Source organism: Siphonobacter sp. SORGH_AS_0500, assembly GCF_002838835.1.
GTDB lineage: Bacteria > Bacteroidota > Bacteroidia > Cytophagales > Spirosomataceae > Siphonobacter.
The window spans coordinates 46,968-71,094 of record NZ_NHPP01000020.1 but is presented as its reverse complement, the minus strand read 5'-3'; the positions used below and the strand labels follow the sequence as shown (position 1 = coordinate 71,094).

Genomic DNA, 24,127 nt, shown 5'->3' with positions numbered 1-24,127 from the left:
ATTTATTGGATAAATACTATCAACGCATTTTTTAATTGAATTAACCACATAAATTTTATGAATAAAATCTATTTGCCCTTAGCATTTTTCGCATTACTAGCCTGCGAAACAAAACCTTCTGGAACCGCTTCAGGAGAAGATCTAGTAACTATTGATACAACTGTCGCATTAGATACTATGACTGATGCAGAAAAAGCTGCACTTGGTGTCACAAATGTATCTGAAAGTAAGCCTACCAAAGTTAGTGAAGAAGAAGTAGCGAAAGCACTAAAACCCTTGCGAAAAAGCTATGACGAGTTTAAGAAGATAGGTTGGTATTACGCTCCGAATGGTTTTCGGTATAAAAGTGATAACCAAGTATCTGCTTACATGGGCAAAGAAGGAGAAAATATTTGGTTACGATTTGTAGTTGCTTATTCAGGTGATGACTGGCTATTCGTTAAGGGCTGCAAAATCTTAACTGACAAAAATGATTATGACATTATTCCTGAAAACGATTTTGAAAGAGACAATGCAGGTGGAGACGTTTGGGAGTGGATAGATGAAACGATGACCCCAACCTACTTTAGCATGCTTGAGGACATTTCAACTTCCAAGAAGGCTAAAATTAGATACAATGGTAATCAATATTACCATGATCGAAATATTACTCAACGGGAGAAACAAGCCATTGCTACTATTTTGAAAGCATATAAAAAAGCAACTGGAAGAGATACTTATCAGTAATTTAGATGTAGTTTACTGAAAGTCAGTAGATTAACGTTTGCTTGACTTTCAGTTACAATTAGATATGTATTGACATTGGACGTCGACAATGTTGAGCAATCTATGGACGTATATTCAAATAAGCTAATCTTTAAAAGACTCCCAGATGCATAGAAATTCCGAAAGAGTAATAGAGCAATTTTTCCAGAGTTTTTACTTCCATCATATTGAAAAGGAGTACAAACGTATAGATGGTGGACCTTCAAGTGCTATGTTTTGGTTCTCAATCATGGACTTTTATAGTGGTATTTACTACATAGGAGAAACAGGCATAAAACAGTATAGATATAATGAGCAAAAAAGGGGATTCAAATTAGCTCATGATAAGGCAGTTGAGCTTTATATGAAACAGTATTTTCCTATTCTTGAAAGTGAGTATTTTAATATTCTATATAAGGTGTTTCGAAATGGAATGGTACACCAAATAGCTCCAAAGAAAGGGGACATAGATTGGTATCCTGAAAAAGCTGAACTGTTGTGGGTCGATAATTCAAATGGGAATATTATGGCATACTTGAATTTGTACAAACTTCAGGAATTGACCTACAATAGTTTTATGGCTTTTTATCAGGACGTAATTAATTCAAGATGGGATTGGCAGTGTGATAATGTCTGTAGAGAATTGATAGATAAATACGATTCACTAGAGGATGAAAAAGAACTGAAGAAAGCTTATCAAGCACTCAAAACCAAAGGTATTTCTATCTAAAAAAATCAAATTACTTCAAAATCACTTCAAAAATTTTATTTAACTATCAGAGTATCAGTATGCGTAGAGAATCCTGCTGGGATCACGGTAAAAACAGAAAGCCCTTACGAGATTCTCGTAAGGGCTTTCTGTTTTTACCTTTGTCTTGCTTAAATATTTTGTATAAACCAGATGCGGGAAGAATTTAGGATACGATCAAAATAATTTATAAGGATAACAGGTATATAATTGATAATTTATAGAACGTGCGATCAGTTAGCCTAAATACTTATAATGGCATAAATGGAGATGAATGAACATGAATAATTTAAGATATTATGATGCGAAGGTCATCAAAATAGAAATAGGAAGCTTAGATTAATCTTCCTATTTCTATTTAATACTTAGCGGAGTGTTATTAGTAATATCGTAAAGCTTAATGATATTCTATTTTAATTATATATTAAGATGTCTTAAAAATAAAAAAACCTAGATTAGAGGCGGAAATGAAATATCACCTTTAATCAAATTATTATGAAAATTAAAGTGTTTACTCTCTTTAGTATTGTTTTTATTCTTTTAGGTTGTAGAGATTATAATTCATTACAACCAACATCAATAAGTTCTGTAACCGATTTTATGAAATTTACATCTTCCGTTGATTTCAAAAATCAAATAGATAAATTGAAAACTCTTTCTCCTGAACAACTTAAGAAATGGAATGATTCTAATGTCATATTATCTATACTGGATATGAAGAATGATAATTATTCTACTGGTGGTCGTGTTAGTGTAGATTCAAGTCAACTTGCTCTATATGATGAAATGCTCGATCCGATATTTGCCTCTATCTTAAATAAAAATGGAGAATTTAGTGTAGGCGATTTGTTTATTAGAATTACTCCTGATATTGTGTTTATGAGCACCTTTGATAAAATTGATAAGGTTAGAGCACTTGATCCTTTTGCTTTTCTTAACGTTCAGCCTAATAAAACCATCATACAAGATGGTATAAAAATCGGTAGAGTATATCATGAGCGTACTTCATTAGCTGGCGGAAGAACATTATTCAATGGAGTAGATCATACCATATATGACTGGGATGATCGTCATCGTTCGGCTACAGTGATTTATAATGATAACTGGTTGATTTATAAGTCTATAGGTTGTAAAGTTAAGTTTCAGAATAAAAGATGGTGGGGTGGTTGGTGGCAAGACGATACAGATGCCTAATACATGAGTTATGACGTAGTTTATGACATATCGACATTACCTACTATTGTAGATTTAAGACATGTTTCTCCTCCTGCAAGGTCATGTACGAACTGTGGGCTTATTGATAATTATATTGATGGATCTACTTTGTCTATTGGCATTGGTGAATCAGGATTTACAGCTGATCTAATAGACAGTCCTTTTGATTTTAAATATTTTATTGCTAATAGTCAAGTTACTTGGAGAGGAAACGTTCATAGCGATGATCTTAGAGAAGATCAATAATTAGATATGGTTAAAAATATAGTTTTATCTTGTGGATTATACTTTTTAATCCTTAGCTCATGCTTTTCCCAGTCAATTCAAGTAGGATTGACTGGGTTTCAAAAAATGGGTTTTCAACAGGTTAGTCCTAGGCAAGGACTTGATGTGGTGAAAAACCGAGAAGGTAGATATTTTTCATATGGATTGGTAGCTTCCTATCAACCCACTAAGAATGGAATTGAAATTGATATGATAAATTATCCCTACCGGATTGCTATGCTTTTTAAAAATAGTTTTTCGGATTATATTAATCCTAATAATTTGACGTTGCTATCGGTTTTATATCGAAGGGAATTGATTAACCAGGCTAATAAAAAATTTAAAATATATGCTTTAGCCGGAGCTGGGGTAGGGAACTATCGGTATCTAAATGTACAGCAGGGAACGAGTTACATTAAGGATGGTAACGGGAATATTCTTTTCTCTTCAAATTTAAAAACGGAGAGTGACTATAGAAGCACTTTAACCCTATTCCCACAGGTAAGACTAGAGTTAGAGAAAAAAATATTTGCATCCTTATACTTGTCTTTGTATGGGCAGTATACAGTCAGGAATATTCTCAGTTCAGTTCCTTTAGAGAAAGGTTCTTATTCATTTTACAATCAAGGGCAATCAGGAAGTGGGACTATTGCTAACTATGGCTCAGGCTATCAAATTGGATTACAGGTGAAGTATGGTTTCAAATGGTTAGATAAGCTAAAGTAGATTTACAACAATCCTATTCTCAAAATAGGTGAAAAAGAATTCTCTTGTTATGGGTGCTTAGTGGAGCGTCACCAGTAACGGCGGGTTTCTTTTTTAATAGTTCGTAATGCTGCCAGGCTAAACATTGTTTGCGGTATCAATAAGTTAGAACTGAATGGCCCTAACTATCCTCTCTAACTCACTGAACGCTCTTGATTGAGCTTGGGGGCAATCTTTTCTAATCAAGAGCTAATGGGAATGGCAAGTAAGTTTCTTCGCTTCGCTCTGGATGACAGGTTGAAGACAGAACAACTCCCATAATTATCTTCTCGAAAGGGACCTGATTAGAAGTTATTAATTCCTGTACTAGAGACCTCAGTACTATTCTGATAGTGAGATAATTAAAAAGTATAACCAATAAATATTCTAACTTATTTATCTCTAACCCTTGACAAATGCATTTATCCTGCCTATTTTTGCATCCCGTTTGAACGAATAAGCTTTCGTCAAACAAAGAAAGGCCTCCTTAGCTCAGCTGGTAGAGCAACTGACTTGTAATCAGTAGGTCATTGGTTCGATCCCGATAGGGGGCTCTTAGTTAACAAAAGGTTACGAAGTCATTCGTAACCTTTTGTTTTATACCTTTCTTATCCATTTATTTACTTAGAGCTTAAAATAAGGTATTCAATGGGTCTTTTGCTTTCGACAGGTGTCAAGCCTAATTTTTGAAGTCCTTCCAGTAAGCTTTGCTTTTTGTCTTCCAGGCGTAGTTCCAGATTCAAATCATATTGGTTAAAGTAGTCGGTCTCATCCAATACGGGACGTCTGAGTGTTATTTCAGTATAATTTCGTAAAAACTTCGATGGGAACTCCGGTGGATTGGAGCCCTCTGCCCCTATAACTCATAGAGTACGGTTTATTTGAAGAAGGAATAGCAGTTTTATCTTTGCGTCTGACTAGCAGATAAACGGATACGGTATTTAGTTGCAATTCAGCATGGATTGGTAATCTTTCATTATCAGTCAGATAAATCCAGTACCATATAACTAGAAACTGATTACTACTAAGCTATTCTACGCATTTGGAACGGAGAGACTTCCTTTGGAATAGTAAATTCCAAACCATTCGCTTTGGAATTTTATTTTGTACTTTATTGGTATTTTAAAAATTTATTCTTCAGAAAGGATATTATACAATAATTGTGTACTATAAAAAGAACCTTTAGTAATTTAAGTACTTCGCATTAGGGATTCTGTATTTTATGCTCCAATGGTGATTTATTTGCGAGTTCTTTCATACAAAATGCCCCTGATTACCATGTGTTTGAGAAAAGCCTATATCCCTCTGTTTTTATTACCCTTCGCGTCTTCAGTACTGGCTCAGAAGCAATTGCCAGAGAAAACGTCCATGCAGATTGACCGCCCCTGGAGTGCTGCTTATGATATACGTTCGGACATTGCTATGCTTTATACCATGGATAGTACCTTTAACTACCGGGCACAGTCCTGGCGGGAGAAGGGCTATAATCTGCAATTCATGACGGGAGTATCCTGGGGTAATTATCAGGACTATTTCCACGGAACATTCGACGGTAAAACTCACGAAGACGATGTACAGACGGATCGCGAGGGGAAACCCATTTTACACGGTGTGGATGTGCCTTATATCGTACCTACCGAGTCTTATATCAGTTACCTGAAAGCTCAGGTCAAAAAAGCGATTGACCAGGGCGTCTCGGCTTTGTATCTGGAAGAACCCGAATTTTGGGCTCAGGGTGGGTATAGTCCTTCTTTCAAGAAGGAATGGCAGGCGTATTACCAAACGCTTGGCAGGCCCAGCATGAATCACCCGAGGCGACGTATCTGTCTTCCAAACTGAAATATCATCTGTATTACCGGGCTCTTCAGCAAGTGTTTCTCTATGCGAAAGAATATAGCGAGAGCAAAGGCACGCGTATCAAATGTTACGTACCCACGCATTCGCTGCTGAATTATTCGGCTTGGCAAATTGTGAGTCCCGAGGCGAGTCTGGCGAGTTTACAGGGAATGGATGGCTATATCGCTCAGGTCTGGACGGGCACGTCGCGGGTGCCAAACTATTTTAATGGTGTCAAAAAGGAGCGGGTTTTGAGAATGCTTTTCTGGAATATAGCTCCGTAGTATCCATGACGGCACCGACGAAGAAAACGGTATATTTCCTGACCGACCCCATCGAAGATGGCACCCGTAGTTGGGACGATTACAAGCGGAACTACGAAGCGACTTTTACGGCTGAATTAATGTTCCCCAGTGTGGATCATTTTGAGGTCATGCCCTGGCCACACCGGATTTACCTAGGAAAGTATCAGGTGGGAGATAACCCCGAGCCGCAGTCCATTTCTCCGGCTTATGCCACGCAAATGCAGGTGATGATTAACTCGCTCAATGATATGCCTGCTTCGACGAATAAAGTAACGGGTAGTCAGGGGGTCTCGGTGTTGCTGGGTAACTCCATGATGTTCCAGCGATTTCCGACGCATCAGGGGTATGAAGATCCACAGCTATCGAATTTTTACGGCATGGCTTTACCGCTCTTTAAACGTGGCATTCCGGTGGATCTGGTACACATGGAAAACCTGAGTTACCCTGAAGCTTTGCAAGGCACGAAAGTACTCATTATGTCATACGCCAACATGAAACCTTTTGCGGCAAGTGTGCACGAAAAGCTGGCGGAGTGGGTAAAAGGGGGAGGCGTACTGGTATATTATGGACGGGATACGGATGCCTTTCAACACGTGCGGGAATGGTGGAATACGGGTGATAACCAGTATAAAACGCCCCTCGAGCACCTGTTAAAACTCATGAATGTACCCGTAACGACGAATGACGCTTCGTATACTTATGGTAAAGGGAAAGTGTTTATAACCAAAGTGGACCCGAAGGAGCTGGCCATGCAGCCGGGTCGGGATGAGGCTTTTATCCAGCAGATTCAGCAAGCCTACGAAGGCGATGCAAAGGCAGGAACGCTGAGGTTTAAAAACTCGTATCAGCTTGACCGGGGGCCGTATACGCTGGCGGCGGTGATGGATGAGCATCCGGATAAAACGCCCTTAACCATTCCTGGGCCAGTGATTGACTTATACGATCCAAGTTTGCCGGTGCTGGCTTCTAAAGTAGTTCAGCCCGATCAGCAGGCTTTTGTGTATCGATTGAAGGGAATTTCGAAAAAGCCTCAGGTATTAGCGGCGGCTTCCCGAGTGTATGATTTTAAAGTAGGTTCGAAATTTGTCAGTTTCCTGACAAAAAGCCCTTCGCAAACGAATAACGTCATGCGGATAAGTCTGCCGAAAAAACCGCAGACGATTACGGTTCTGCATCAGAAGAAGGCCTTACCTTTTGAACAAAACTGGGACGAAGCAACGCATACGCTGTTATTAAAATTCGAGAATTTTTCGGAAGGGGTAATGGTAGAAATTAAATATTAACGTTTAGAGCGGCTTGCTTTCTAAAGCAAGCCGCTCTAAATATCCTCATCGTTGATGAGATTTAGCGAAACGTTCTTAATAACTGTTGTAAAAAGATGTTTTGCCAAAGCGGCGTTTTACTTGAGCCTAACTAACGTCGGAGGATAGGCAGCAGAAAGTCCCCATTTCTCCCTTCATCGCTACAAAATCCACTTTTCGTCTCTACTACACTTCTTATTGAAGAGGATTGTTAGTATTTTTAGCTCATCACCTCTATAAAATTCTTCTTCCCTCATGAAGCACGTTTTCCTGGGTTTACTGGCTGCTCTGCAATTAGCTACGGTGGCTCATGCTCAAAATTCTCAGCGTCCGGCGGCGACTCCTACCGAAAAACCCGCTCCGAAAGACGATAAATCTTCTGCTCAAAGCCTGAGCCTGAATCTGGATTCTCAGGTGGTCACGAAGGGAGAAGTTACCATCAAAGGACATAAAGTGCCTTATAAAGCCACCGTTGGAACTATCCCGGTGTGGGACGAAGAAGGCAAACCCGCCGCAGGCGTTTTCTTTACTTATTTTGAACGCTCCGACGTTACGGATCGCTCGTCGCGGCCACTGATGATTTCCTTTAATGGGGGCCCCGGCACAGCTTCGGTCTGGATGATGATTGGGTATACCGGTCCTCGGATATTGAAAGTGGATGATGAGGGTTACCCTGTGCAGCCTTACGGCATGAAGGACAATCCGAATTCCATTCTGGATGTAGCTGATATTGTGTACGTCGATCCGGTTAATACGGGTTTCTCGCGTCCTGCCAACAAAGATGTCCCTGCGGCGAAGATGTTTTTTGGGGTGAATGCCGATGTGAAGTATCTGGCTGACTGGATTAATACCTTCGTGAGTCGCTACAATCGCTGGGCATCGCCGAAGTATCTCATTGGCGAAAGTTATGGCACCACTCGTGTGTCTGGACTTGCTTTGGAGTTACAAAGTCGTCACTGGATGTATTTGAATGGCGTTATTCTGGTATCGCCTACGGATCTGGGTATCAAACGCGAAGGCCCCACGGAAGGAGCTTTGACTTTACCCTACATGGCCGCAACGGCCTGGTATCATAAAGCTCTGGCAGCAGATTTGCAGAAAAAAGATCTGACGGAGGTGTTACCTGAGGTAGAAAGCTTCACCATCAACGAATACCTTCCCGCATTGGCCATGGGAGGCTCAATTTCTGAACAGAAAAAGAAGGAAATTGCGACGAAAGTAGCCCGTTATTCCGGTTTATCTGAGAAAGCAGTATTGCAGCAGAATCTGGATATTCCAACCAATTATTTCTGGAAAGAATTACTGCGGGATAAAGGCTATACCGTAGGCCGTCTGGATTCACGTTACCTGGGCATCGATGTAAAAGATGCTGGAACCAGCCCTGATTATAATGCCGAACTGACTTCGTGGTTGCATTCCTTTACTCCGGCCATTAACCAGTACCTCCGCGAAGAACTGAATTATAAGACTGATCTGAAGTATTATATGTTCGGCCCAACGTTTCCCTGGGATCGCACAAACGATCATACCGGCGAAAACCTACGTGCAGCGATGGCCCAGAATCCGTATTTGCACCTGCTGGTTCAATCGGGTTATTACGACGGAGCTTGCGATTACTTCAACGCTAAGTATAACATGTGGCAAATCAACGCCAACGGCAAGCTAAAAGACCGGATGAGTTGGGAAGGGTATCGCAGTGGCCACATGATGTACCTGCGGAAAGAAGACCTCGCTACCAGTAACGAGCATTTACGCGAATTCATTAAGAAAAGTACTCCAAAAGCTGGACAGCCTGCGAAGTATTAATACCCGTTAGCAATAGAAAGAGGCCACCGGAATTTTTCTGGTGGCCTCTTCATGTAATATAACCCTCCGTAGAAAGGGACGTAAAGTACCTTAGGACCCAGTTAGTTAAGGTCCTTCGCTTTGCTCTGGATGACAGGCTTAGAGGAGATGGCGGCAGGCAGAACCTGCCTTAGGGTAGGAACGAGAGGGTATCTCGCACCAGGGGACTGGGTGGATAAATCAATTCTAACTTTCCTCTCGAATGAGACGCTCTAAAAATTCAACAAATAACCTGCTCCCTTGTCTGTTATGAATGAGTGGATAAGGCCTTTGGCTCTTTATCCGGCTTGGCATAGGCCATCCGTTGCAAGGGCTGTGTGAGGTAGTAAGCATCCAGCCCAGCCACGGTTACTGTACCCGCCTGATGATGGTTAATGAAGCCATCCTGTTCAATGAGAGGTTCGTCTACCAGCAGGGCCACTACTTCTCCAATCACCAGCGTAGTTCCGTTCAGCTCAATGTCAATCATTTCCCGTAAGTGGAGTCCCATTTTTATGGAGGACTGTTTCACAAAGGGAGCCTTTAACTCCTGAATATAAAGAGGCTCAAAGCCACAGGCTTCGAACTCAGATACACCACTGGGATAGGTAGCACTGGTTTGATGAGCTTTTTCGTACCAGTCGGGCAGAACGTTATTAAGCGTATACTGGCCGGTTGATCTGATGTTATGAAGCGTATCGTTTTCGGGTCGCTGAGGACGCATGATCAATCCAATCAACGGTGGATTTGACCCCAGATGGAAAGCAGAACTGACCAGAGCTAGATTAGTTACTCCTTCAGGACTTACGCTACCCAACATGTTGAGCGACTTGTAACCCGGTAAACTATTAATCAGGTTAATGCGGAAATACTTCTCCATTGCCGCGATATCACTGTCTCGAAAAATGGTCATGTCTATTAGTTTTTTAAATGGCCCAAGCCTCCGTCTACGCCAATAACCTGGCCCGTTATCCATGAACTTTGGTCGGAAAGTAGAAAAGTGATCAAATTACCAATGTCTTCAGGCTGCCCAATTCTTCCCAGCGGATGACGTTTGGCCGATGCTTCCTGTTTTTCAGATGTATTGAGTAAAGACTGAGCCAGTGGGGTATCCGTTAGGGAAGGAGCAACGGTGTTAACCCTGATTTTCTGAGTGACAAATTCCGCGGCCAGTGATACGCCCAACCCTTCAATGGCCGCTTTAGCCGAGGCAATACTGGCATGAAAAGGTAACCCGACTTTCGCTGCTACTGAACTAAGAAGCACAATGGAAGCACCTTTAGCTTCTTTCAGGGGTTTCAGACTTTGCTGAATTAGGGATACGGCCCCTAGGACGTTTAGCTGATAATCCTGCAAAAAGTCATCTGTTGTAAGTCGGCTGAAGGGTTTGAGGTTAATACTGCCTACGGAATAGACCAACCCATGTAATACGTCGGGTAAAAAGCCCTGCACAGATGCAGCGGGATCGGTTACGTCCAGGGCAAGGTGATGCACCTCAGCGGGCCATTGCTCGTGAGCGGTTCTTGAAACAATGTATACGTTGGCTCCTTGTTCATGGAGTAAGCTGACGGTCGAAAGACCAATGCCCGAGCTTCCGCCTGCGATCAGGATATTTTTTCCCTGTAAATTCATGTGGGGCAGAGATGAAATGGTGTTTGCGTAGAAAAGCAATGCATTAACCCGCGATGGGAAGCATTGTTTAGCTAATTTGGGTGGAGTATATCTAACGGCAGGTGGAACCTGCCTTATTGATAGAAACGAGATAGAATCTCGCACCAGAGGAGTTGTTTCGGTTATCTCTGACCGAGGTTAGCAAGCCAGTTTTGATTGGTGAAAGATTTCCCCGGATGAAATCCGGGGAAACGTATATTTAACCCCGCTGGGGTTGTTAACATTGTTAAAATAGATTTACAGCAGAAAACCCCGGAGGGGTTAAACATGGATAGCCCCGGATGAAATCCGGGGAAGAAACCAAATAAGCTCCTCTGCTTCACTCTCGATGATAGATGGTAGCAAAAAATCTTTCTCTAACGGTCCTCCAAAAGGGGAGAGGCTTATAAATCTTTCCTCGCTTACTCATGGTTAAAGATACCCTCTCGTTCCTACAATCACGGCAGGTTCCTACCTGCCTCTTCTAAGCCTGTCATCCAGAGCGAAGCGAAGGAACTTACGGGTCTTTCCATATACTTTCAGTCAGGTAAGGTTATACTAAGACTAGGTAAGCTCTCTCCCTGCGTTCGAGAAGACAGCTGTGGGAATTCGTTTATACTAAGGTCCGTCGATTATATAACTCTAGACAATTCCTTGATCTTTAGAAAAATATACATTTCAACAGCCCATAAAAAAAGCGACCTTCAGCAATGCTGAAAGCCGCTTGACTTCTCCAAACACAAGACATTATTTCATGCCAATCAAATCCTTGTTTTTCAGGTATTTCTGAATGGTAGCTTTGATTTCGGCTTTGTTAGCAGCGGAAGCTTTGGGTGCTTTCAGATAGGCACTCGCCAGAGCATCGAGGGATTGATTCAGGCTTTTACCGTCTACTTTTTTCTCTAGTTCGATGCCTTTTTTCTGGGCAATCAGGTCACCCCAGACGTTACGAACGTCCACCCAGAAGGTACGATTGGTTTTCCACCATTCTTTGGCAGAATTGCAGGCGGCGTCTTTTACGCGATGGTAATCGTTAATGCCTTTTTCGTAAGCAATTACTTTTTCGCCTTCGGGTGTGCGTAAGATTTTGCCATTGTCCTGATCGTGAAGGTAGCCGTAATCGGTAATAACGATCTGGTTGCCACGACGCATGACGTTGTAATCATTACGCGTAGTATACTCGCGGCGGGGCAGGGGGGCGTCTGTGGTGTTTTCCCACACGTGACGACCATCGGCGTGGAACCAGGTCGCTGAGCCTTCGTAACGTGGACTGTCATCTACTTCAAAAACTTGTTGTGACCATTGACCTTTGGCTTCGGAAGTGGGTAATGATTTGTATTTCCAACTGGCCTCTTTGTCGTAAGCAAGCAGATCGGTATTCTGGAATTTCCAGTCTTCCCGCCAGTGTTTGATAATCGTGCTATCGTTAATAACCAACAAGTGCATCAGCACCAGCTTGTTAGGCGTTTCTTCGTCCACGAAAACATATTCAAGAGCTCCCATTTCTTTCCGTTCCTTGAACTTGTATTCAGGATTGGGGGAGAATGTCTCGGCGTATTTGAATGTAATGGCGTGACAGCCACACTGCCCTTTGATGGCCTGAATGTCGGCGGATTTTTGAGCAAAAGCTGAGCTAAATAAACCGCCTAAGGTTAGGGTAAGTAAGATTCGTTTCATTAATAAACAATTTTAGATGGTTGCTCAGACACGGGTACTGACTCAGGGGATTTCATCCATTTCCAGGATTCGAGGGTTAATAAAGAACTCATGATCATCACAAACGTGAGTAATAAAAGTTGCGAAGGGTCCCCTTCCTTAAGCTCGCCCACGACGTGGCTGATATGAGCCAGCGTGAATGGAACGCTCAGAAAGAAGTTTACCCTCCGCCACGCGATAGATTGAAGATAAAGCAGGCTTACCGCCCAGATGAGCGGAAAAATTTCGAAGATAAAGCGTATGATTACCAGCGAAGTAGGCTTTTGGCCATTCGCCCCTTCCTGTACGATATTAATTCCGTAAAACAGATCGCCAACGTGAAAATTGAAGTGCAAAATCATGCATATCGTCGTCAGAACCCAGAAAAATAAAATGCGTAAACGGGAAAGGGTGATCATTGGGGATAGGTGTTTAAAATACGTTGAGCTTCTACAATCAGGCTGACTTCTTCCATCATGCTGATGAGTTCTTCCAGCTCGTTTTCGGAAAGAATGATACTTAAGTTCAAAACTGGCGAACGCATCAGTAATTCCTTGCCGTGGCTGGTGGGGAAATACACCAGATTAGAACGTTCATGTAGCATTTCCAGAAAATACTGATAGTCATCTCCGTTGAAAATCAGCAGGATATTGTTATAGGCGACGTTGTAAGTAAGACAGCCTTCACAATAGCCAATGTATCCATTGGGATGCTGCGTGAGCGTTCGGAAGCAGTGATCTTGGTGCATAAAAGCCAGTTTTGAGCGTGATGACTAACAATCGGATGGGCTTATTTCACGGCCAGTAGCTGACAATGAATATCCAGTTTCTTCAAGGCTTCAGCAATGCGTTCAGGAGCAATCCACTCACTGAATACTTCAAGTGAATGACTAATGAAATCCACGCTGAAGCGGGTAATGCCGAGTGGAGCCAGTGTTTCTTTGATGAGCTGAATTCCCAAAGGCGAATCCAGATTGGTTTGAAAGCTGATTTGTTTCATTGTAGTAGAGTTGAATAAGGGAATGTTCAAGTAAAGGGTACTACATGTTTAAAAACCACTTCTTTTATTTAGACTAAATATAATTAATGCAAATGTGCATGATACTTTTTTTCTGGCAAGCTCTTTTCATTAAAACTTTAGAAAAAGTGCTTTGGGTAACCCCGGTACCATGGATTTTTTAATTAAATAGCTAATTATCAGTAAAGTAACCAGAGTAATAGGAATGTGTATCAGGAAATGAGTAGGCAGTAAAGAAAACACAAATTATTTTATTTAGAATGATTATAAATAAAATAACTCTGTTACATTTGTTGCGGGGAAGACAATCCCACATTTCAGACACAACCTAATAAGCCTTATGAAAACATTACTTTTTCGGACAAACATTGATTGTCCATCCCGATTGGCTCAGGCTTCGTATGGTCTGGATGGTCTGCGGGGGCGTTATTACCGCTATAGTGTAGATCTGTTGGAAGCGAATCACCTACTGACCATCGACACGGAGAGTTTACAGTCACAGGAAATCATTCAGGCCATGCAGAAAAAGGGAATTACCTGTAAGGAATTCAGGCCTGCCAAGAATACAAATCAGTATGCAAACTTCTAAACAAAAAACGCTCAACTGAGCGTTTTTTGTTTAGAATCAGATGGTATCGTGAAGCGTAATAAACAGGTTAACCTGGCCGAAACGCTCGATTGCTTTCTGTTTATAAAGGGAAGGCTCTTCTGAGTTAGAGCCTACTTCATAGGCCAGATCATCGCCATTTCCCACGCCGAGTCGATGCAGAGCGGTTTGTAGAGCTTCTTTATCTTCATCGACCAAAAGAATTTTTGCTCCCTGTTCGCGAAGAATTTCTGCCAGGGTTGTAGCTACGCTTCCGGCTCCTCCGGTGATTACAGCCACTTGATTTTCTAGTTTTTTCATAAAAGCAGATTAATCTGGGTTGATGGTTATTTTTCTTTTTTGACTTCTTCGGTAATCACTTTCTTCATTTTCCGAAGGCCTACTTCCGGCACCGCCAGCCATTTCAAGCTGGCTACCATACCTGCAATGTTGGTGTGGTTCTGATGGCGGGCTTTCCAGGCATTCCAGGTTTGTACAAACGCACGATCTTTCTCTTCAAAATGACCGCGATTAACAATTTCTTTGAGGGTATCGTAACTGTCGTTCCCCTGCGTATTGCCGCCTTTTTTCCAGATTTGGGGATGATTCTGACGAATATCTTCAGCGTAATCCAGCAGCTTTTTCATCGACTGGGTTACCTTCGGAAGTCTTGTAGTTGCTGTAGCCATAGCTCTCTTTTTAAAACGCTAGACTCAAAAAACTCGTACCTCTAGTATAGAACGAAGCCTTAACTCTTTTTAACACGCAGATAATTAAAGCTTTAAACCTCAGGCACGAAATTTGAGTCATAGGAAGAAAATAGCTGAAGCCATGAAAAAATTATTGATCATAGGAATACTAGCTCTCGGCAGTTTGCTGACGGGCTGTTCGTCTCGGGTTTATTCAGATGGATATGGATACAATAGCGGATATTACGGTCCCTATTATGGCCCATCGTACGGATACCGGCCTTATTACCGGCCCCGGGTTTATAGAGCTCCCGCTCCTCGGGTATACCGAAAAAACTGGAACCGGAATTATAACTATCGACCCGCACCAAATGGTGGAAGAAGAAATGATTCATTCCGGGGGAATCGGGGTGGCGGGCCCAGAACCAGAGGACCGAGGTAAAAAAGAAAGCGGCAGGAATTTGATTCCTGCCGCTTTCTTTTTTACTATACCTATAAACTACAGAGCCGCTACTTTGTCCAGAGCTTGCTTGAAGTCAGCTACCAGGTCATCGATGGCTTCCAGCCCCACGGCTACCCGAACCAACCCGTCGGTAATGCCTACCTCAGCTCGTTCTTCCTTACTCAATTTTGAGTGCGTTGTGCTGGCAGGATGCGTCAGAATTGTACGGGTATCACCAAGGTTAGGAGAAATCGAAGCAATCTCCAAATGCTGCGTAAGGGCGTTTACTGCCGCAAAACCGCCTTTGACTTCCAGAGTCAGGATGGCTCCGCCGTACTTCATTTGCTGCTTGGCTAAGTCATACTGAGGGTGGCTTTCGAGGAAGGGGTAATGCACTGCTGCTAATGCCGCGTTACCCTCCAGAGCACGAGCCAGCGTCAGAGCATTTTCGCTGTGAGCACGCATCCGTACGAATAAGGTTTCCAGACTTTTCGATAGAACCCAGGCGTTAAAGGGTGACATCGCAGGGCCGGTATGACGAGCAAAAAAGCGAATGGGTTCAATCAGGTCTTTACGGCCTACCAGAATACCGCCCAGTACACGACCCTGACCATCCATATATTTGGTAGCCGAGTGCATAACCAGATCAGCCCCTAACTCAATTGGGTTCTGAATAACGGGCGTTGCAAAGCAGTTGTCTACCGCCAGAGCTACGTTCTGTTTTTTGGCGATGGCTGAAAGAGCCCGTAAATCCGTCAGCTCCAGACCGGGGTTTGAAGGACTTTCGCAGAAGTAGAATTTTGTATTTTCCTGCGTAGCAGCTTCCCATTGTTCAAGATTATGGCCATCTACGAAAGTGGTCGTAACACCCCATTTGGGCATAATCTTGTTCAAAATCTGAATGGCCGAACCAAACAGAGCTTTCGAAGCCACGACATGATCGCCTGCTTGCAGACTTCCCGCAAAGGTTGCGAAAATAGCCGCCATTCCAGAGGCAAAGGCAATGCCGTCTTCTCCGCCTTCCAGCAGACAAACTTTAGTAATGAATTCGTCGACGTTAGGGTTTGAATAACGCGAGTACACATTCCCCGATATTTCATCGGCAAACATCGCCCGGCCCATTTCGGCGTCCTCGAAGGTAAAGCTGGAGGTTAAGTATAAAGGAACAGAGTGTTCACGATTTTGAGAGCGTTCGGCCTGTGCCCGAATCGCCAGCGTTTCTTTAGATGCCATGTATGCGAAGAAATTCGTTGGATTCAATTTTCTGCCTGCAAAGTTCGAGATTTAGTATATAAAACAGGTAATTATCTTTTAATTTGGAAAACAAATCTATACAATGAGTAATAAGCAGTAGATATGTTTGGTGAGTAATGAGTTTTTAAATCCTTATTAGAAAAATATTCTATGGAAAATCTGGATGAAATTGATCGACAGCTTCTGACAATTCTTCAGAGGGATGCTTTTGTCTCGAACAAAGAACTTTCGCAACAGGTAGGCTTATCCCTGACTCCCGTGCACGAACGGGTCAAACGTCTGGAACGGGATGGGTATTTAAAGAGTTACGTGGCCTTGGTGGACCGCAAGAAAATTGGTCGGGAACTGGTGGCTTTTTGTCAGGTATCACTAAAAGAACATACGCAGGAGTTTATCCGGGAATTTGAGGCAAAAATCGGTAGTTTACCGGAAGTAATGGAGTGTTATAATATTGCCGGGCCATATGATTATCTACTGAAAGTGGTGGTAAAAGACATGGACGATTACCGTCGTTTTGTGGTGGAGCAACTGGCAGCTCTAGCCCATATTGGCGGGCCGCAGAGTGTCTTTGTCATGGCCGAAATTAAAGTTTCAACTATATATGACCTATAAAAGATGAGTTGATCCATTTACAGATAAATACAATAGCACTTTACCTTCTGTTTTAGTCAGTTCAACCTATCTGAAGGCAGTTTCGCCCTCCGGTCTATGCATTCTGCTTTTGTAGTTTCTACAAATTTGTCAAATGGACAAAAACGAACGGAACCTCTGCTGGTATTCGGCATTATTCATTACGCTGGTGATTAATTCAGCCCGATTACTGGCTTTGCGTGAGAATGGAATCATGGCCCGGTACTGGCAGTTTAACGTAGCTGAATACAGCTTCCAATTTCTGTTCAACTATGGGTTCTGTATCGTATTATTCACGCTCAATTTAGGAAACAGAGAATTTCTGGCCGGCTACCGAAAAAGGGGACAATTAGGCTTGTATTACTTCTTCAATGCTCTTGTCGTTATTTTCTTGATTGGCTTAGGCAGTATAAGTCAACGCATACTCTTTCCAAATGCTCATTTACATGGCTTGGTGTTGAAAGGCTACATAACACGGTTTCTGTTAAGTACGATATTGGTAGCTATTAGTGTACGCTTGTTATTACTAATACGCGAAAGCCAAAAGAAAGACTATGCGAATGCACAGTTGAAAGAAGCGTATTACCAAGCTCAGTTAGCCTTACTGAAAGGACAGCTTGACCCGCATTTCCTGTTCAATTCACTAAGCACTTTGTCAGGGATAGTGAGAGAAGATCCGGTACTTGCTCAATCGTATATCCTACACCTGTCCAAAGTGTACCGCAATACGATCACCAATACTGAAACAGCATTGGTTCGAGTTTCTGATGAGCTGACTATCATTCATTCGTATGCTCAGTTGATTTATATGCGACTCGAAGAAGCTTTCTGTCTACAGATAGAGGTTAGTTTGGAGGCACAGAATGCCTGGTTGCCTCATCTTTCTTTACAACCTTTGCTGGAAAACGTAGCCAAACATAATATAGCCACCCGAAAAAAACCTTTGGTAGTGACTTTCTGCGATGAAGATGGCTGGCTGATCATCCGTAATAACCATCAGCCCTTAATCAATGCAGGTTATAGTACGGGTACTGGATTGGTAAACCTAAATGAGCGTTTTCGCTTACTTACAGAACGTGAAATCGAGATTGAGCGTACAAATGAATGGTTCATCGTTCGGTTGCCTTTACTAAAAGGAGCCCGGAGTTTAGCCAAAGAAAAATAATACTAAAAGCTATCAGTCATAAATGAGCAGATAAGATGATATGAACAGATTACGAATCGTGATAATAGAAGACGAAGCAGTTACTGCACGCAATTTAGCCCACTTGCTAAGGGCCATAGAAGCCAAGGTACATATCATGGCTCTGTTACCGAGTATAGATGAGGCTATAGATTGGTTCAAAGAAAACCCGGCTGAATACGATCTGATCTTCTCTGATATACGACTAACAGATGGACCGTCTTTTGCGATCTTTGAGCAAATCCCGATTGACAGACCCGTTATTTTTGTAACGGCCTATGACAATTATACCATTGAAGCTTTTAAAAATCAGGGTATTGATTATATCCTGAAACCTTTTGATGAAGAGGAACTTCGCCGGGCCCTCAGTAAATTTTACAAGCTCGTTCACGCGGTGGAATCTATGGCCGGGCAATTGAAGCGGCCAGTTCTATCGGACCTATTCCATCAGTCAGCAAAATTTTACCGAAAATCTTTTCTGATTAATTACCGTAACAAGCTTATTCCCATAGAGTCAGCCCAAATAGCGTGGTTCTATACTTCCAACGAAGTGGTCTATCTACAAACGATGCATAATCAGCAGTTTACCAGTGAAGAGACGTTGGAACAACTGGAACAACAACTCGACCCAGAGCTATTTTTTAGGGCCAATCGACAATACATCGTTAACCGCCGCAGCATAAAGGAAGTCGAATATTATTTCAATGGAAGACTTTTAGTAAAACTTGAGCCTTCCGCTCCAGAACACGTGCTCATTAGTAAGGCACGGGCTACGAGTTTTAAAAACTGGATGAATTATTAACGGACTTATCAAAGGTATTTATAGATCGGGCTTTTTTCTGTTTCTCCATTCTTTCCGCACAGAGTCCACCACGTTATTAAGATCATTCGCCCCTTCTTTAAGCAGGTTCGGCCGAATCATTAAAAACAACTAGATCATAACGATCCATCTTTGCATCATTACTCACCTAAACAAATCTCAACGTGAAAAATGTAAGCAAGATAGCTGCCTTTCTGGTGGTTTGGGTCATTAGCAGAGGCATAGGGTCCGCACAGGATTTTGCAAAACTAAAAAATAAATCCCCTGAGGAAAAAGCCCAATGGCAGACCGAATGGATGAAAAAAGAACTGAACCTCTCGGAAAAGCAATTCAGTCAGATACAGGTAATTAATCTGAAATACGCCCTAGAAAATGATTCCATGTTAAAAAATGAGGAAAGTAAAATAGCCAAACTCAGGCAATGGAGAACCGGACAAAAGGAAAAAGAGAAGGAGCTGGGAAAGGTTTTCTCCAAAGAACAATTCAAACAATACCAAGCCATTCAGAGCGAAATAAAGGAAGAATTGAGAAGCAGAAATCAACTGAAAAAAAAGTACTGAAAATGAGAATCGTCGTCTTTGCACTGATTACCATATGGCTTTCCAGTACAGCTTGCTCAAAGGATAGCGAAGGAAAAAATACGCAATCTGATGTGCCGGATAGCACTTTGCGGGGGCCTATACAAAAACCTACGTCTGGATACGGTGCCGAGGGATCCTATAAGGTTGCTGAAATAGCCTTCACTAATCCTGAATATACGGATACTCAGGTATCCATTTTTTATCCTCAGGGCATTACCTCACCTAGGGCCACTATATTTTTTTCTCATCCTTTTGGGGGAGAGGATAAAAAATACAATATAGAATTATTCAAATTCATTGCTAAAAAAGGGTACGTAGTGGTTTTTGTACCCTACCGTACCGTAGACACGGGTAAAGAGCACCGTTATCAGACACTTTGGGAGGGATTTGTTAAGGCAGCGACCGATTATCCAGCTATCATTGATACGCAAAAAGTGGGTTTTATGGGGCATTCTTTTGGGGGCGGAGCCAGCATTGACCTGGCCTATAAAGCTTTTACGGAAAAAAACTGGGGAACAAAGGGCCGTTTTTTATTTATTATGGCTCCCTGGTATAGTTTCAATTGGGATAGTGAACGTACTACTCAACAGCAATTACTGAATTTTCCCGCTAATACTCAAATGATTACTCAGGTGTACGATGAGGATATAATCAACGATCATCGCATGGCCATTGACATCTATAAGAATATCCGTATTGAGGAAAGTGAAAAGGATTTTATTTATTTCAGATCGTCAACTATAGCAGGCTACACGTATACTACTGATCATGTCATGCCTAGTTCACGTAAAGCCTTTGATGCCTTGGATTACTACGGAGTTTATCGTTTGCTGGACGCTATGATGGATTATAGTTTCAACCATAGCCCAGCGGGTAAAAAGATTGCTTTAGGCAATGGTTCCCTTGCTCAGATAACCATGCCTAGTTATCATGGACAAACAATGGCTCCACTGGAAGTAACGGATTCCCCCGTAGCTAAGTACCCGCAAAGTAAATACCAATTCCCCTGTAGCCGTACGACTAATCCACGAGTAAACTATTGCGAGTAAGACACGAAAGACAATGACATAAAGCTTTATTAAATATTATGTAATTGTTAAGATTAATAGGAATGAGAAAACAATTTGATAACGTGCTGTACTTTTGCAGCGTTTTCAACATTCCCAATAAGTGAACAAGATACTGGTACGTATTGGACTGACCGTCAGTCTATTCATTAGTGTGCAACTCGCTTCGCACGCCCAAACTTCCCTCACCTCTCCGGCTCCCTGGGGTTCCTGGTTTATCGGAACCGTCGTTCTTCCTGGCGGTGAGAAAAAATGGGGCGGTTTCGCGGAAGTTCAGTTTCGAAGTAACGCCCTTTTTCAGCAGGTTTTCTACAACGAATTAAAAGGAGGAGTTACCTACGACATCAATAAAAACTTCACCGCCGCCATTGCTGGAGGACGTTATGCTACGTATGATTATAAGGAGTTATCCGATGGGCCACTCAACATTGAAGGCCGTTTGTGGGAGCAATTCACGATTAATCAGTATCTATCCCGACTTCGTTTTGAACATCGGTATCGCGTCGAACAACGCTGGTTTAGTTTTCGGGACGGAACACATCCGTATCGGAATCGGATACGTTATCGGCTCAATATGTTTATTCCGCTTAATAACTCAAGTCTGAAAGAAAAAACGTATTTCATTTCCATCTTCGATGAGATATTCCTTAATCCCATTGGGCCAACTTTTGAACGAAATCGTCTGTTTGCGGGCCTAGGTTACCAGGTGAACAAGCACGTAACGGTTCAGTTAGGCTGGGTGAATCAGACCAATTATAGTCCGGCTACGTTTGATCAGGGCATCTTTAAGCCCATCGCCCATTCTGGAAAGAATAATGTTTTCATTTCGCTAAACTATCGTCTCAATAGTGTGGCTTCAGAAAAACTTCCTTCGCAAGTCGATTAATCCTAGTCGCATAGCATAAAAAATCCGTTCGTAGCACTTACGAACCGGGATTTTTTATGCTTAGGAATCAGCAATTAGTGATCGCCGAAACGTTTTTCTCCGGCGGGAATTCGCACCGCCAGTTTGTTTTGTTTGAGTGGCAAAGGGCAGGTAGCGTATGGCGTAAACGCACAGGGAGGATTGATAGCCTGATTAAAATCCAGAATGGTATTGCCCTCCGCATCAGGCTCTTCCACGTAAATGAAGCGGCCTGATCCATAGGTTTCGGTTTTATTGGTAGCGTCACCAAATACAATGAAAAGCTCACCTTTGCCCGTAGCATCCAAACGGTACGTTTTTCCGTTGAGTTTGAATACCAGCGTGCCCGCTAGTGGTTGCTCTGAAGTCTGACCAATCATGTTTACGATAGAAACGGTGGTTGGCGTAGCCGGTTTTTCAAGATGAGCTTTCACCCGATACGTTTCATTGACGGGGTAACGCTCAATGCCATGAAAATTTTTCAGTTGTTCGCTTTCCAGATCACGCAGACGAACGCCGTATTTATCGCCGCGTTTGATAATCACCCAACGCAGCGATTGATGCTGAAGGGTAGGCACATTTCTGGAATGGTCAGAAAAAATCGTTTGAGTTGCGGTAATTTTTTCACCATTCATTAGCACCTCCGCCTGACCATCAGGCGTGAACGTGACTTCTCCATTTTTCAACTGGAAGTTCCCAATGTGTTGATCTCCAGCAGGAAAAACTATTTTATTATCCGAAACACTTCCCACGGTATTATCGCCCTCTTTGAGCCAGAAAAGTCCGGCCAGATTCAGCCAGCCGTTTTCCTCTTTCAAAGAGTTAATCCGTTTCTGATGCCAGGCTTCAAGTTTAGCTTTATAAGCTGGGTCTTCCGAAGCGGGCGTAAATGAAGCCAGCGACAGAACAGTGAAAAGAACGATGATAGATCGATAAGTCATGGGCGACTACCTATTTTGATTTGAGAGACGAAGATACTTTAATATCTATTAATTATATAGATTATGTGTGTTAAGAAGTTTAAAATTTTGTAATTGCTTTTCTGTTAGTAGTTTACGCTTTACGGAGTATAAAAAAATACTTATCAATGGAATATCTCTAAATACTTAGATATTTTTGTGATGATTGCCTAACCTAGTATCCTGAAGAAGACCCTTGCGGTATGATTTTTAATTCGATTGAATTTCTCATTTTCTTTCCTATAGTCGTATTTTTATATTACACCTTACCCCATCGATTTCGGTGGCTAATGTTGCTGATCGCCAGTTGTTATTTCTACATGGCATTCATTCCCATCTACATTGTCATCTTAGGTGCTACCATTGTTGTTGACTACTTCGCAGGCATCTGGATTGAGCAAAGTTCCGGGCAAAAACGAAGACTTTTTCTTATTCTTAGTTTAATCGCCAATCTCGGTGTTCTGGCCGTTTTTAAATATTACAATTTCTTCGTTGATAACATTAATTTCCTAATTGGGCCTAATCATCGGCATGTCCCCTTACTACAAATTCTATTACCCGTAGGCTTATCGTTTCATACCTTTCAGGCCATGAGCTACACCATTGAAGTGTATCGGGGCAATCAGAAAGCAGAGCGGCATTTTGGGATTTATGCCTTGTATGTGATGTTCTTTCCGCAGCTCGTAGCTGGCCCCATTGAGCGGCCACAGAATATACTACACCAGTTTCACGAAAAACATAGATTTAATTACCCAGACGTTGTAGACGGATTACGATGGATTTACTGGGGCTTATTCAAAAAAATGGTGGTAGCCGATCGGCTTAGCATGTACGTAGATCCGATTTTTGACAACCCCGGATCAAGTCAATACGGGGCTCTAGCCACCATGGCAGCAACCGCTTTTTTCTCCATTCAGATCTATTGCGACTTCTCGGGATATTCGGACGTAGCCATTGGAACAGCTAAAGTAATGGGCTTCAAACTGATGGAAAACTTCAGGCGTCCGTACATCGCTACAAACATCCAAATGTTCTGGTCACGCTGGCATATTTCCCTTTCTACCTGGTTCAGAGACTACTTGTATATTCCAATGGGGGGTAACCGAAAAGGACTGCTCAGGAAATATTTTAACGTTACTGTCGTATTTATTATAAGTGGGTTATGGCACGGAGCCAACTGGACTTACCTCATTTGGGGAGCTCTTCATTCGGTTTTTAATCTGGGCACCATGATTAGCCGGGATTTTAAACTCATTCAATTACCAAATCGCTGGTGGGTAAATTTGCTGGGTATGCTCACCACGTTTAGTCTGGTATCTTTTGCCTGGATTTTCTTTCGGGCCAGCTCAGTTGCCAACGCCTTTTCTATCATTGATACCATTTTTACCTGGCAAGGCTGGGCTATCGAATGGGAAGGATTCAGGTATTGGATACTGCGAACAGGCGATTTCAAGCCTCCTTTACGAATCATAGTCAGTTTACTGGTACTACTGGTTTTAGGCATCGGAGATCTATTGATCGAATACCGGAAGAACTATCTGCCAACAGCTGGTTTACGGATGATGCGTCCGGTACTGTATTCCTTAATGGTTATTTTCTTTCTTCTTTTTGCCTTGTTTGATACTGCCAAGCAGTTTATTTATTTTCAGTTTTAAGATTGCCTAGTATT

The 24,127-nt window shown here is 42.3% G+C and carries 28 protein-coding genes and 1 tRNA gene; 19 read left to right on the top strand and 10 right to left on the bottom strand.

Features of this window, described 5'->3' with window-relative positions; genetic code table 11:
* Positions 1-57 precede the first annotated feature (57 nt).
* The 10 genes from BWI96_RS18905 to BWI96_RS18875 all read left to right on the top strand — a co-directional run bounded on the left by BWI96_RS18905 (position 58) and on the right by BWI96_RS18875 (position 8,963).
* Entirely contained in the window at positions 58-726 is a 669-nt protein-coding gene (locus BWI96_RS18905) for a hypothetical protein (RefSeq protein WP_106638085.1), read from the top strand.
* Between the two features lie 145 nt (positions 727-871).
* Positions 872-1,474: a hypothetical protein gene (locus BWI96_RS18900; RefSeq protein ID WP_106638084.1), complete on the top strand. Its 603-nt coding sequence runs from the start codon at positions 872-874 to the stop codon at positions 1,472-1,474.
* Between the two features lie 513 nt (positions 1,475-1,987).
* Positions 1,988-2,686: a hypothetical protein gene (locus BWI96_RS18895; RefSeq protein ID WP_106638083.1), complete on the top strand. Its 699-nt coding sequence runs from the start codon at positions 1,988-1,990 to the stop codon at positions 2,684-2,686.
* A gap of 3 nt (positions 2,687-2,689) precedes the next feature.
* Positions 2,690-2,953: a hypothetical protein gene (locus tag BWI96_RS21725; protein ID WP_157830440.1), complete on the top strand. Its 264-nt coding sequence runs from the start codon at positions 2,690-2,692 to the stop codon at positions 2,951-2,953.
* Positions 2,954-3,058: 105 nt separating this feature from the next.
* Positions 3,059-3,697 (top strand): hypothetical protein, encoded by a 639-nt coding sequence (locus tag BWI96_RS18890; protein WP_106638082.1) that lies wholly within the window; start codon positions 3,059-3,061, stop codon positions 3,695-3,697.
* 499 nt (positions 3,698-4,196) lie between these two features.
* Positions 4,197-4,269: transfer RNA gene (locus BWI96_RS18885), tRNA-Thr, on the top strand.
* Positions 4,270-4,993: 724 nt separating this feature from the next.
* The gene (locus BWI96_RS22010) at positions 4,994-5,554 is read left to right on the top strand and encodes a hypothetical protein (protein WP_232793809.1); all 561 of its coding nucleotides are present in this window, start codon (positions 4,994-4,996) and stop codon (positions 5,552-5,554) included.
* Entirely contained in the window at positions 5,479-5,835 is a 357-nt protein-coding gene (locus BWI96_RS22005; RefSeq protein WP_198555305.1) for a hypothetical protein, read from the top strand. The genes BWI96_RS22010 and BWI96_RS22005 overlap by 76 nt, the downstream gene beginning before the upstream one ends.
* A gap of 5 nt (positions 5,836-5,840) precedes the next feature.
* Positions 5,841-7,139, top strand: a complete 1,299-nt coding sequence (locus BWI96_RS22000) for a hypothetical protein (protein ID WP_198555304.1) — start codon at positions 5,841-5,843, stop codon at positions 7,137-7,139.
* A 273-nt stretch (positions 7,140-7,412) separates the two neighbouring features.
* Positions 7,413-8,963: a S10 family peptidase gene (locus tag BWI96_RS18875; protein WP_106638081.1), complete on the top strand. Its 1,551-nt coding sequence runs from the start codon at positions 7,413-7,415 to the stop codon at positions 8,961-8,963.
* A gap of 286 nt (positions 8,964-9,249) precedes the next feature.
* Here the strand turns inward: BWI96_RS18875 and BWI96_RS18870 are convergent, their stop codons facing one another.
* The 6 genes from BWI96_RS18870 to BWI96_RS18845 form a co-directional block, all read right to left on the bottom strand.
* Positions 9,250-9,894, bottom strand: a complete 645-nt coding sequence (locus BWI96_RS18870) for a flavin reductase family protein (protein ID WP_106638080.1) — start codon at positions 9,892-9,894, stop codon at positions 9,250-9,252.
* Positions 9,895-9,899: 5 nt separating this feature from the next.
* Positions 9,900-10,613: an SDR family NAD(P)-dependent oxidoreductase gene (locus BWI96_RS18865; protein WP_106638079.1), complete on the bottom strand. Its 714-nt coding sequence runs from the start codon at positions 10,611-10,613 to the stop codon at positions 9,900-9,902.
* Between the two features lie 765 nt (positions 10,614-11,378).
* Positions 11,379-12,308 carry a DUF6607 family protein gene (locus BWI96_RS18860; protein WP_106638078.1) on the bottom strand — a complete coding sequence of 310 codons (930 nt, stop codon included), beginning with the start codon at positions 12,306-12,308 and terminating at the stop codon, positions 11,379-11,381.
* A complete protein-coding gene (locus tag BWI96_RS18855; protein WP_106638077.1) occupies positions 12,308-12,745 on the bottom strand; it encodes a hypothetical protein in 438 nt (145 codons plus the stop codon). Before BWI96_RS18855 ends, BWI96_RS18860 begins: the two co-directional genes overlap by 1 nt.
* The gene (locus BWI96_RS18850) at positions 12,742-13,074 is read right to left on the bottom strand and encodes a DUF6686 family protein (protein WP_106638076.1); all 333 of its coding nucleotides are present in this window, start codon (positions 13,072-13,074) and stop codon (positions 12,742-12,744) included. The genes BWI96_RS18855 and BWI96_RS18850 overlap by 4 nt, the downstream gene beginning before the upstream one ends.
* Before the next feature lie 41 nt (positions 13,075-13,115).
* A complete protein-coding gene (locus tag BWI96_RS18845; RefSeq protein WP_106638075.1) occupies positions 13,116-13,325 on the bottom strand; it encodes a hypothetical protein in 210 nt (69 codons plus the stop codon).
* A 358-nt stretch (positions 13,326-13,683) separates the two neighbouring features.
* On the opposite strand from BWI96_RS18845, the gene BWI96_RS18840 reads away from it, so the two are divergent.
* Complete coding sequence (locus BWI96_RS18840) at positions 13,684-13,932, top strand: hypothetical protein (protein WP_106638074.1); 249 nt, start codon at positions 13,684-13,686, stop codon at positions 13,930-13,932.
* A gap of 36 nt (positions 13,933-13,968) precedes the next feature.
* On the opposite strand, the gene BWI96_RS18835 is transcribed toward BWI96_RS18840, so the two are convergent.
* Both BWI96_RS18835 and BWI96_RS18830 read right to left on the bottom strand, forming a co-directional pair.
* Positions 13,969-14,250, bottom strand: coding sequence for an SDR family NAD(P)-dependent oxidoreductase (locus tag BWI96_RS18835; protein WP_106638073.1), 282 nt, complete (start codon positions 14,248-14,250; stop codon positions 13,969-13,971).
* Positions 14,251-14,276: 26 nt separating this feature from the next.
* On the bottom strand, positions 14,277-14,576 hold the full coding sequence (locus tag BWI96_RS18830; RefSeq protein WP_106638072.1) for a hypothetical protein: 300 nt from the start codon (positions 14,574-14,576) through the stop codon (positions 14,277-14,279).
* Between the two features lie 184 nt (positions 14,577-14,760).
* Between BWI96_RS18830 and BWI96_RS21715 the strand changes: the two genes are divergently transcribed.
* The gene (locus BWI96_RS21715; protein ID WP_157830438.1) at positions 14,761-15,060 is read left to right on the top strand and encodes a hypothetical protein; all 300 of its coding nucleotides are present in this window, start codon (positions 14,761-14,763) and stop codon (positions 15,058-15,060) included.
* 57 nt (positions 15,061-15,117) lie between these two features.
* Here BWI96_RS21715 and BWI96_RS18825 read toward each other — a convergent pair whose 3' ends face one another.
* Positions 15,118-16,293 carry a PLP-dependent aspartate aminotransferase family protein gene (locus BWI96_RS18825; protein WP_106638071.1) on the bottom strand — a complete coding sequence of 392 codons (1,176 nt, stop codon included), beginning with the start codon at positions 16,291-16,293 and terminating at the stop codon, positions 15,118-15,120.
* Between the two features lie 171 nt (positions 16,294-16,464).
* On the opposite strand from BWI96_RS18825, the gene BWI96_RS18820 reads away from it, so the two are divergent.
* From BWI96_RS18820 to BWI96_RS18795, 6 genes are all read left to right on the top strand, one after another.
* Positions 16,465-16,926, top strand: coding sequence for an Lrp/AsnC family transcriptional regulator (locus tag BWI96_RS18820; RefSeq protein WP_106638070.1), 462 nt, complete (start codon positions 16,465-16,467; stop codon positions 16,924-16,926).
* A gap of 133 nt (positions 16,927-17,059) precedes the next feature.
* A complete protein-coding gene (locus BWI96_RS18815; RefSeq protein ID WP_106638069.1) occupies positions 17,060-18,109 on the top strand; it encodes a sensor histidine kinase in 1,050 nt (349 codons plus the stop codon).
* A gap of 40 nt (positions 18,110-18,149) precedes the next feature.
* Positions 18,150-18,929, top strand: coding sequence for a LytTR family DNA-binding domain-containing protein (locus BWI96_RS18810; RefSeq protein WP_106638068.1), 780 nt, complete (start codon positions 18,150-18,152; stop codon positions 18,927-18,929).
* A 182-nt stretch (positions 18,930-19,111) separates the two neighbouring features.
* Positions 19,112-19,507: a hypothetical protein gene (locus BWI96_RS18805; RefSeq protein ID WP_106638067.1), complete on the top strand. Its 396-nt coding sequence runs from the start codon at positions 19,112-19,114 to the stop codon at positions 19,505-19,507.
* A 2-nt stretch (positions 19,508-19,509) separates the two neighbouring features.
* The gene (locus BWI96_RS18800) at positions 19,510-20,577 is read left to right on the top strand and encodes a S9 family peptidase (protein ID WP_106638066.1); all 1,068 of its coding nucleotides are present in this window, start codon (positions 19,510-19,512) and stop codon (positions 20,575-20,577) included.
* 121 nt (positions 20,578-20,698) lie between these two features.
* Positions 20,699-21,481, top strand: a complete 783-nt coding sequence (locus tag BWI96_RS18795; RefSeq protein ID WP_232793808.1) for a DUF2490 domain-containing protein — start codon at positions 20,699-20,701, stop codon at positions 21,479-21,481.
* A 74-nt stretch (positions 21,482-21,555) separates the two neighbouring features.
* On the opposite strand, the gene BWI96_RS18790 is transcribed toward BWI96_RS18795, so the two are convergent.
* The gene (locus BWI96_RS18790) at positions 21,556-22,440 is read right to left on the bottom strand and encodes a DUF1684 domain-containing protein (protein ID WP_106638065.1); all 885 of its coding nucleotides are present in this window, start codon (positions 22,438-22,440) and stop codon (positions 21,556-21,558) included.
* Positions 22,441-22,778: 338 nt separating this feature from the next.
* Between BWI96_RS18790 and BWI96_RS18785 the strand changes: the two genes are divergently transcribed.
* The gene (locus tag BWI96_RS18785) at positions 22,779-24,113 is read left to right on the top strand and encodes an MBOAT family protein (protein ID WP_232793807.1); all 1,335 of its coding nucleotides are present in this window, start codon (positions 22,779-22,781) and stop codon (positions 24,111-24,113) included.
* Positions 24,114-24,127 lie beyond the last annotated feature (14 nt).

Coding starts and splice junctions, on each gene's coding strand:
- BWI96_RS22000 (WP_198555304.1), top strand. CDS start 5,841: ATGACGGCACCGACGAAGAAAACGGTATATTTCCTGACCGACCCCATC.
- BWI96_RS22005 (WP_198555305.1), top strand. CDS start 5,479: ATGGCAGGCGTATTACCAAACGCTTGGCAGGCCCAGCATGAATCACCC.
- BWI96_RS18785 (WP_232793807.1), top strand. CDS start 22,779: ATGGCATTCATTCCCATCTACATTGTCATCTTAGGTGCTACCATTGTT.
- BWI96_RS21715 (WP_157830438.1), top strand. CDS start 14,761: ATGAAAAAATTATTGATCATAGGAATACTAGCTCTCGGCAGTTTGCTG.
- BWI96_RS18835 (WP_106638073.1), bottom strand. CDS start 14,250: ATGAAAAAACTAGAAAATCAAGTGGCTGTAATCACCGGAGGAGCCGGA.
- BWI96_RS18860 (WP_106638078.1), bottom strand. CDS start 12,308: ATGAAACGAATCTTACTTACCCTAACCTTAGGCGGTTTATTTAGCTCA.
- BWI96_RS18895 (WP_106638083.1), top strand. CDS start 1,988: ATGAAAATTAAAGTGTTTACTCTCTTTAGTATTGTTTTTATTCTTTTA.
- BWI96_RS18850 (WP_106638076.1), bottom strand. CDS start 13,074: ATGCACCAAGATCACTGCTTCCGAACGCTCACGCAGCATCCCAATGGA.
- BWI96_RS18825 (WP_106638071.1), bottom strand. CDS start 16,293: ATGGCATCTAAAGAAACGCTGGCGATTCGGGCACAGGCCGAACGCTCT.
- BWI96_RS18875 (WP_106638081.1), top strand. CDS start 7,413: ATGAAGCACGTTTTCCTGGGTTTACTGGCTGCTCTGCAATTAGCTACG.
- BWI96_RS18870 (WP_106638080.1), bottom strand. CDS start 9,894: ATGACCATTTTTCGAGACAGTGATATCGCGGCAATGGAGAAGTATTTC.
- BWI96_RS18815 (WP_106638069.1), top strand. CDS start 17,060: ATGGACAAAAACGAACGGAACCTCTGCTGGTATTCGGCATTATTCATT.
- BWI96_RS21725 (WP_157830440.1), top strand. CDS start 2,690: ATGAGTTATGACGTAGTTTATGACATATCGACATTACCTACTATTGTA.
- BWI96_RS18900 (WP_106638084.1), top strand. CDS start 872: ATGCATAGAAATTCCGAAAGAGTAATAGAGCAATTTTTCCAGAGTTTT.
- BWI96_RS22010 (WP_232793809.1), top strand. CDS start 4,994: ATGTGTTTGAGAAAAGCCTATATCCCTCTGTTTTTATTACCCTTCGCG.
- BWI96_RS18810 (WP_106638068.1), top strand. CDS start 18,150: ATGAACAGATTACGAATCGTGATAATAGAAGACGAAGCAGTTACTGCA.
- BWI96_RS18855 (WP_106638077.1), bottom strand. CDS start 12,745: ATGATCACCCTTTCCCGTTTACGCATTTTATTTTTCTGGGTTCTGACG.
- BWI96_RS18845 (WP_106638075.1), bottom strand. CDS start 13,325: ATGAAACAAATCAGCTTTCAAACCAATCTGGATTCGCCTTTGGGAATT.
- BWI96_RS18800 (WP_106638066.1), top strand. CDS start 19,510: ATGAGAATCGTCGTCTTTGCACTGATTACCATATGGCTTTCCAGTACA.
- BWI96_RS18820 (WP_106638070.1), top strand. CDS start 16,465: ATGGAAAATCTGGATGAAATTGATCGACAGCTTCTGACAATTCTTCAG.
- BWI96_RS18905 (WP_106638085.1), top strand. CDS start 58: ATGAATAAAATCTATTTGCCCTTAGCATTTTTCGCATTACTAGCCTGC.
- BWI96_RS18890 (WP_106638082.1), top strand. CDS start 3,059: ATGGGTTTTCAACAGGTTAGTCCTAGGCAAGGACTTGATGTGGTGAAA.
- BWI96_RS18790 (WP_106638065.1), bottom strand. CDS start 22,440: ATGACTTATCGATCTATCATCGTTCTTTTCACTGTTCTGTCGCTGGCT.
- BWI96_RS18865 (WP_106638079.1), bottom strand. CDS start 10,613: ATGAATTTACAGGGAAAAAATATCCTGATCGCAGGCGGAAGCTCGGGC.
- BWI96_RS18830 (WP_106638072.1), bottom strand. CDS start 14,576: ATGAAAAAGCTGCTGGATTACGCTGAAGATATTCGTCAGAATCATCCC.
- BWI96_RS18840 (WP_106638074.1), top strand. CDS start 13,684: ATGAAAACATTACTTTTTCGGACAAACATTGATTGTCCATCCCGATTG.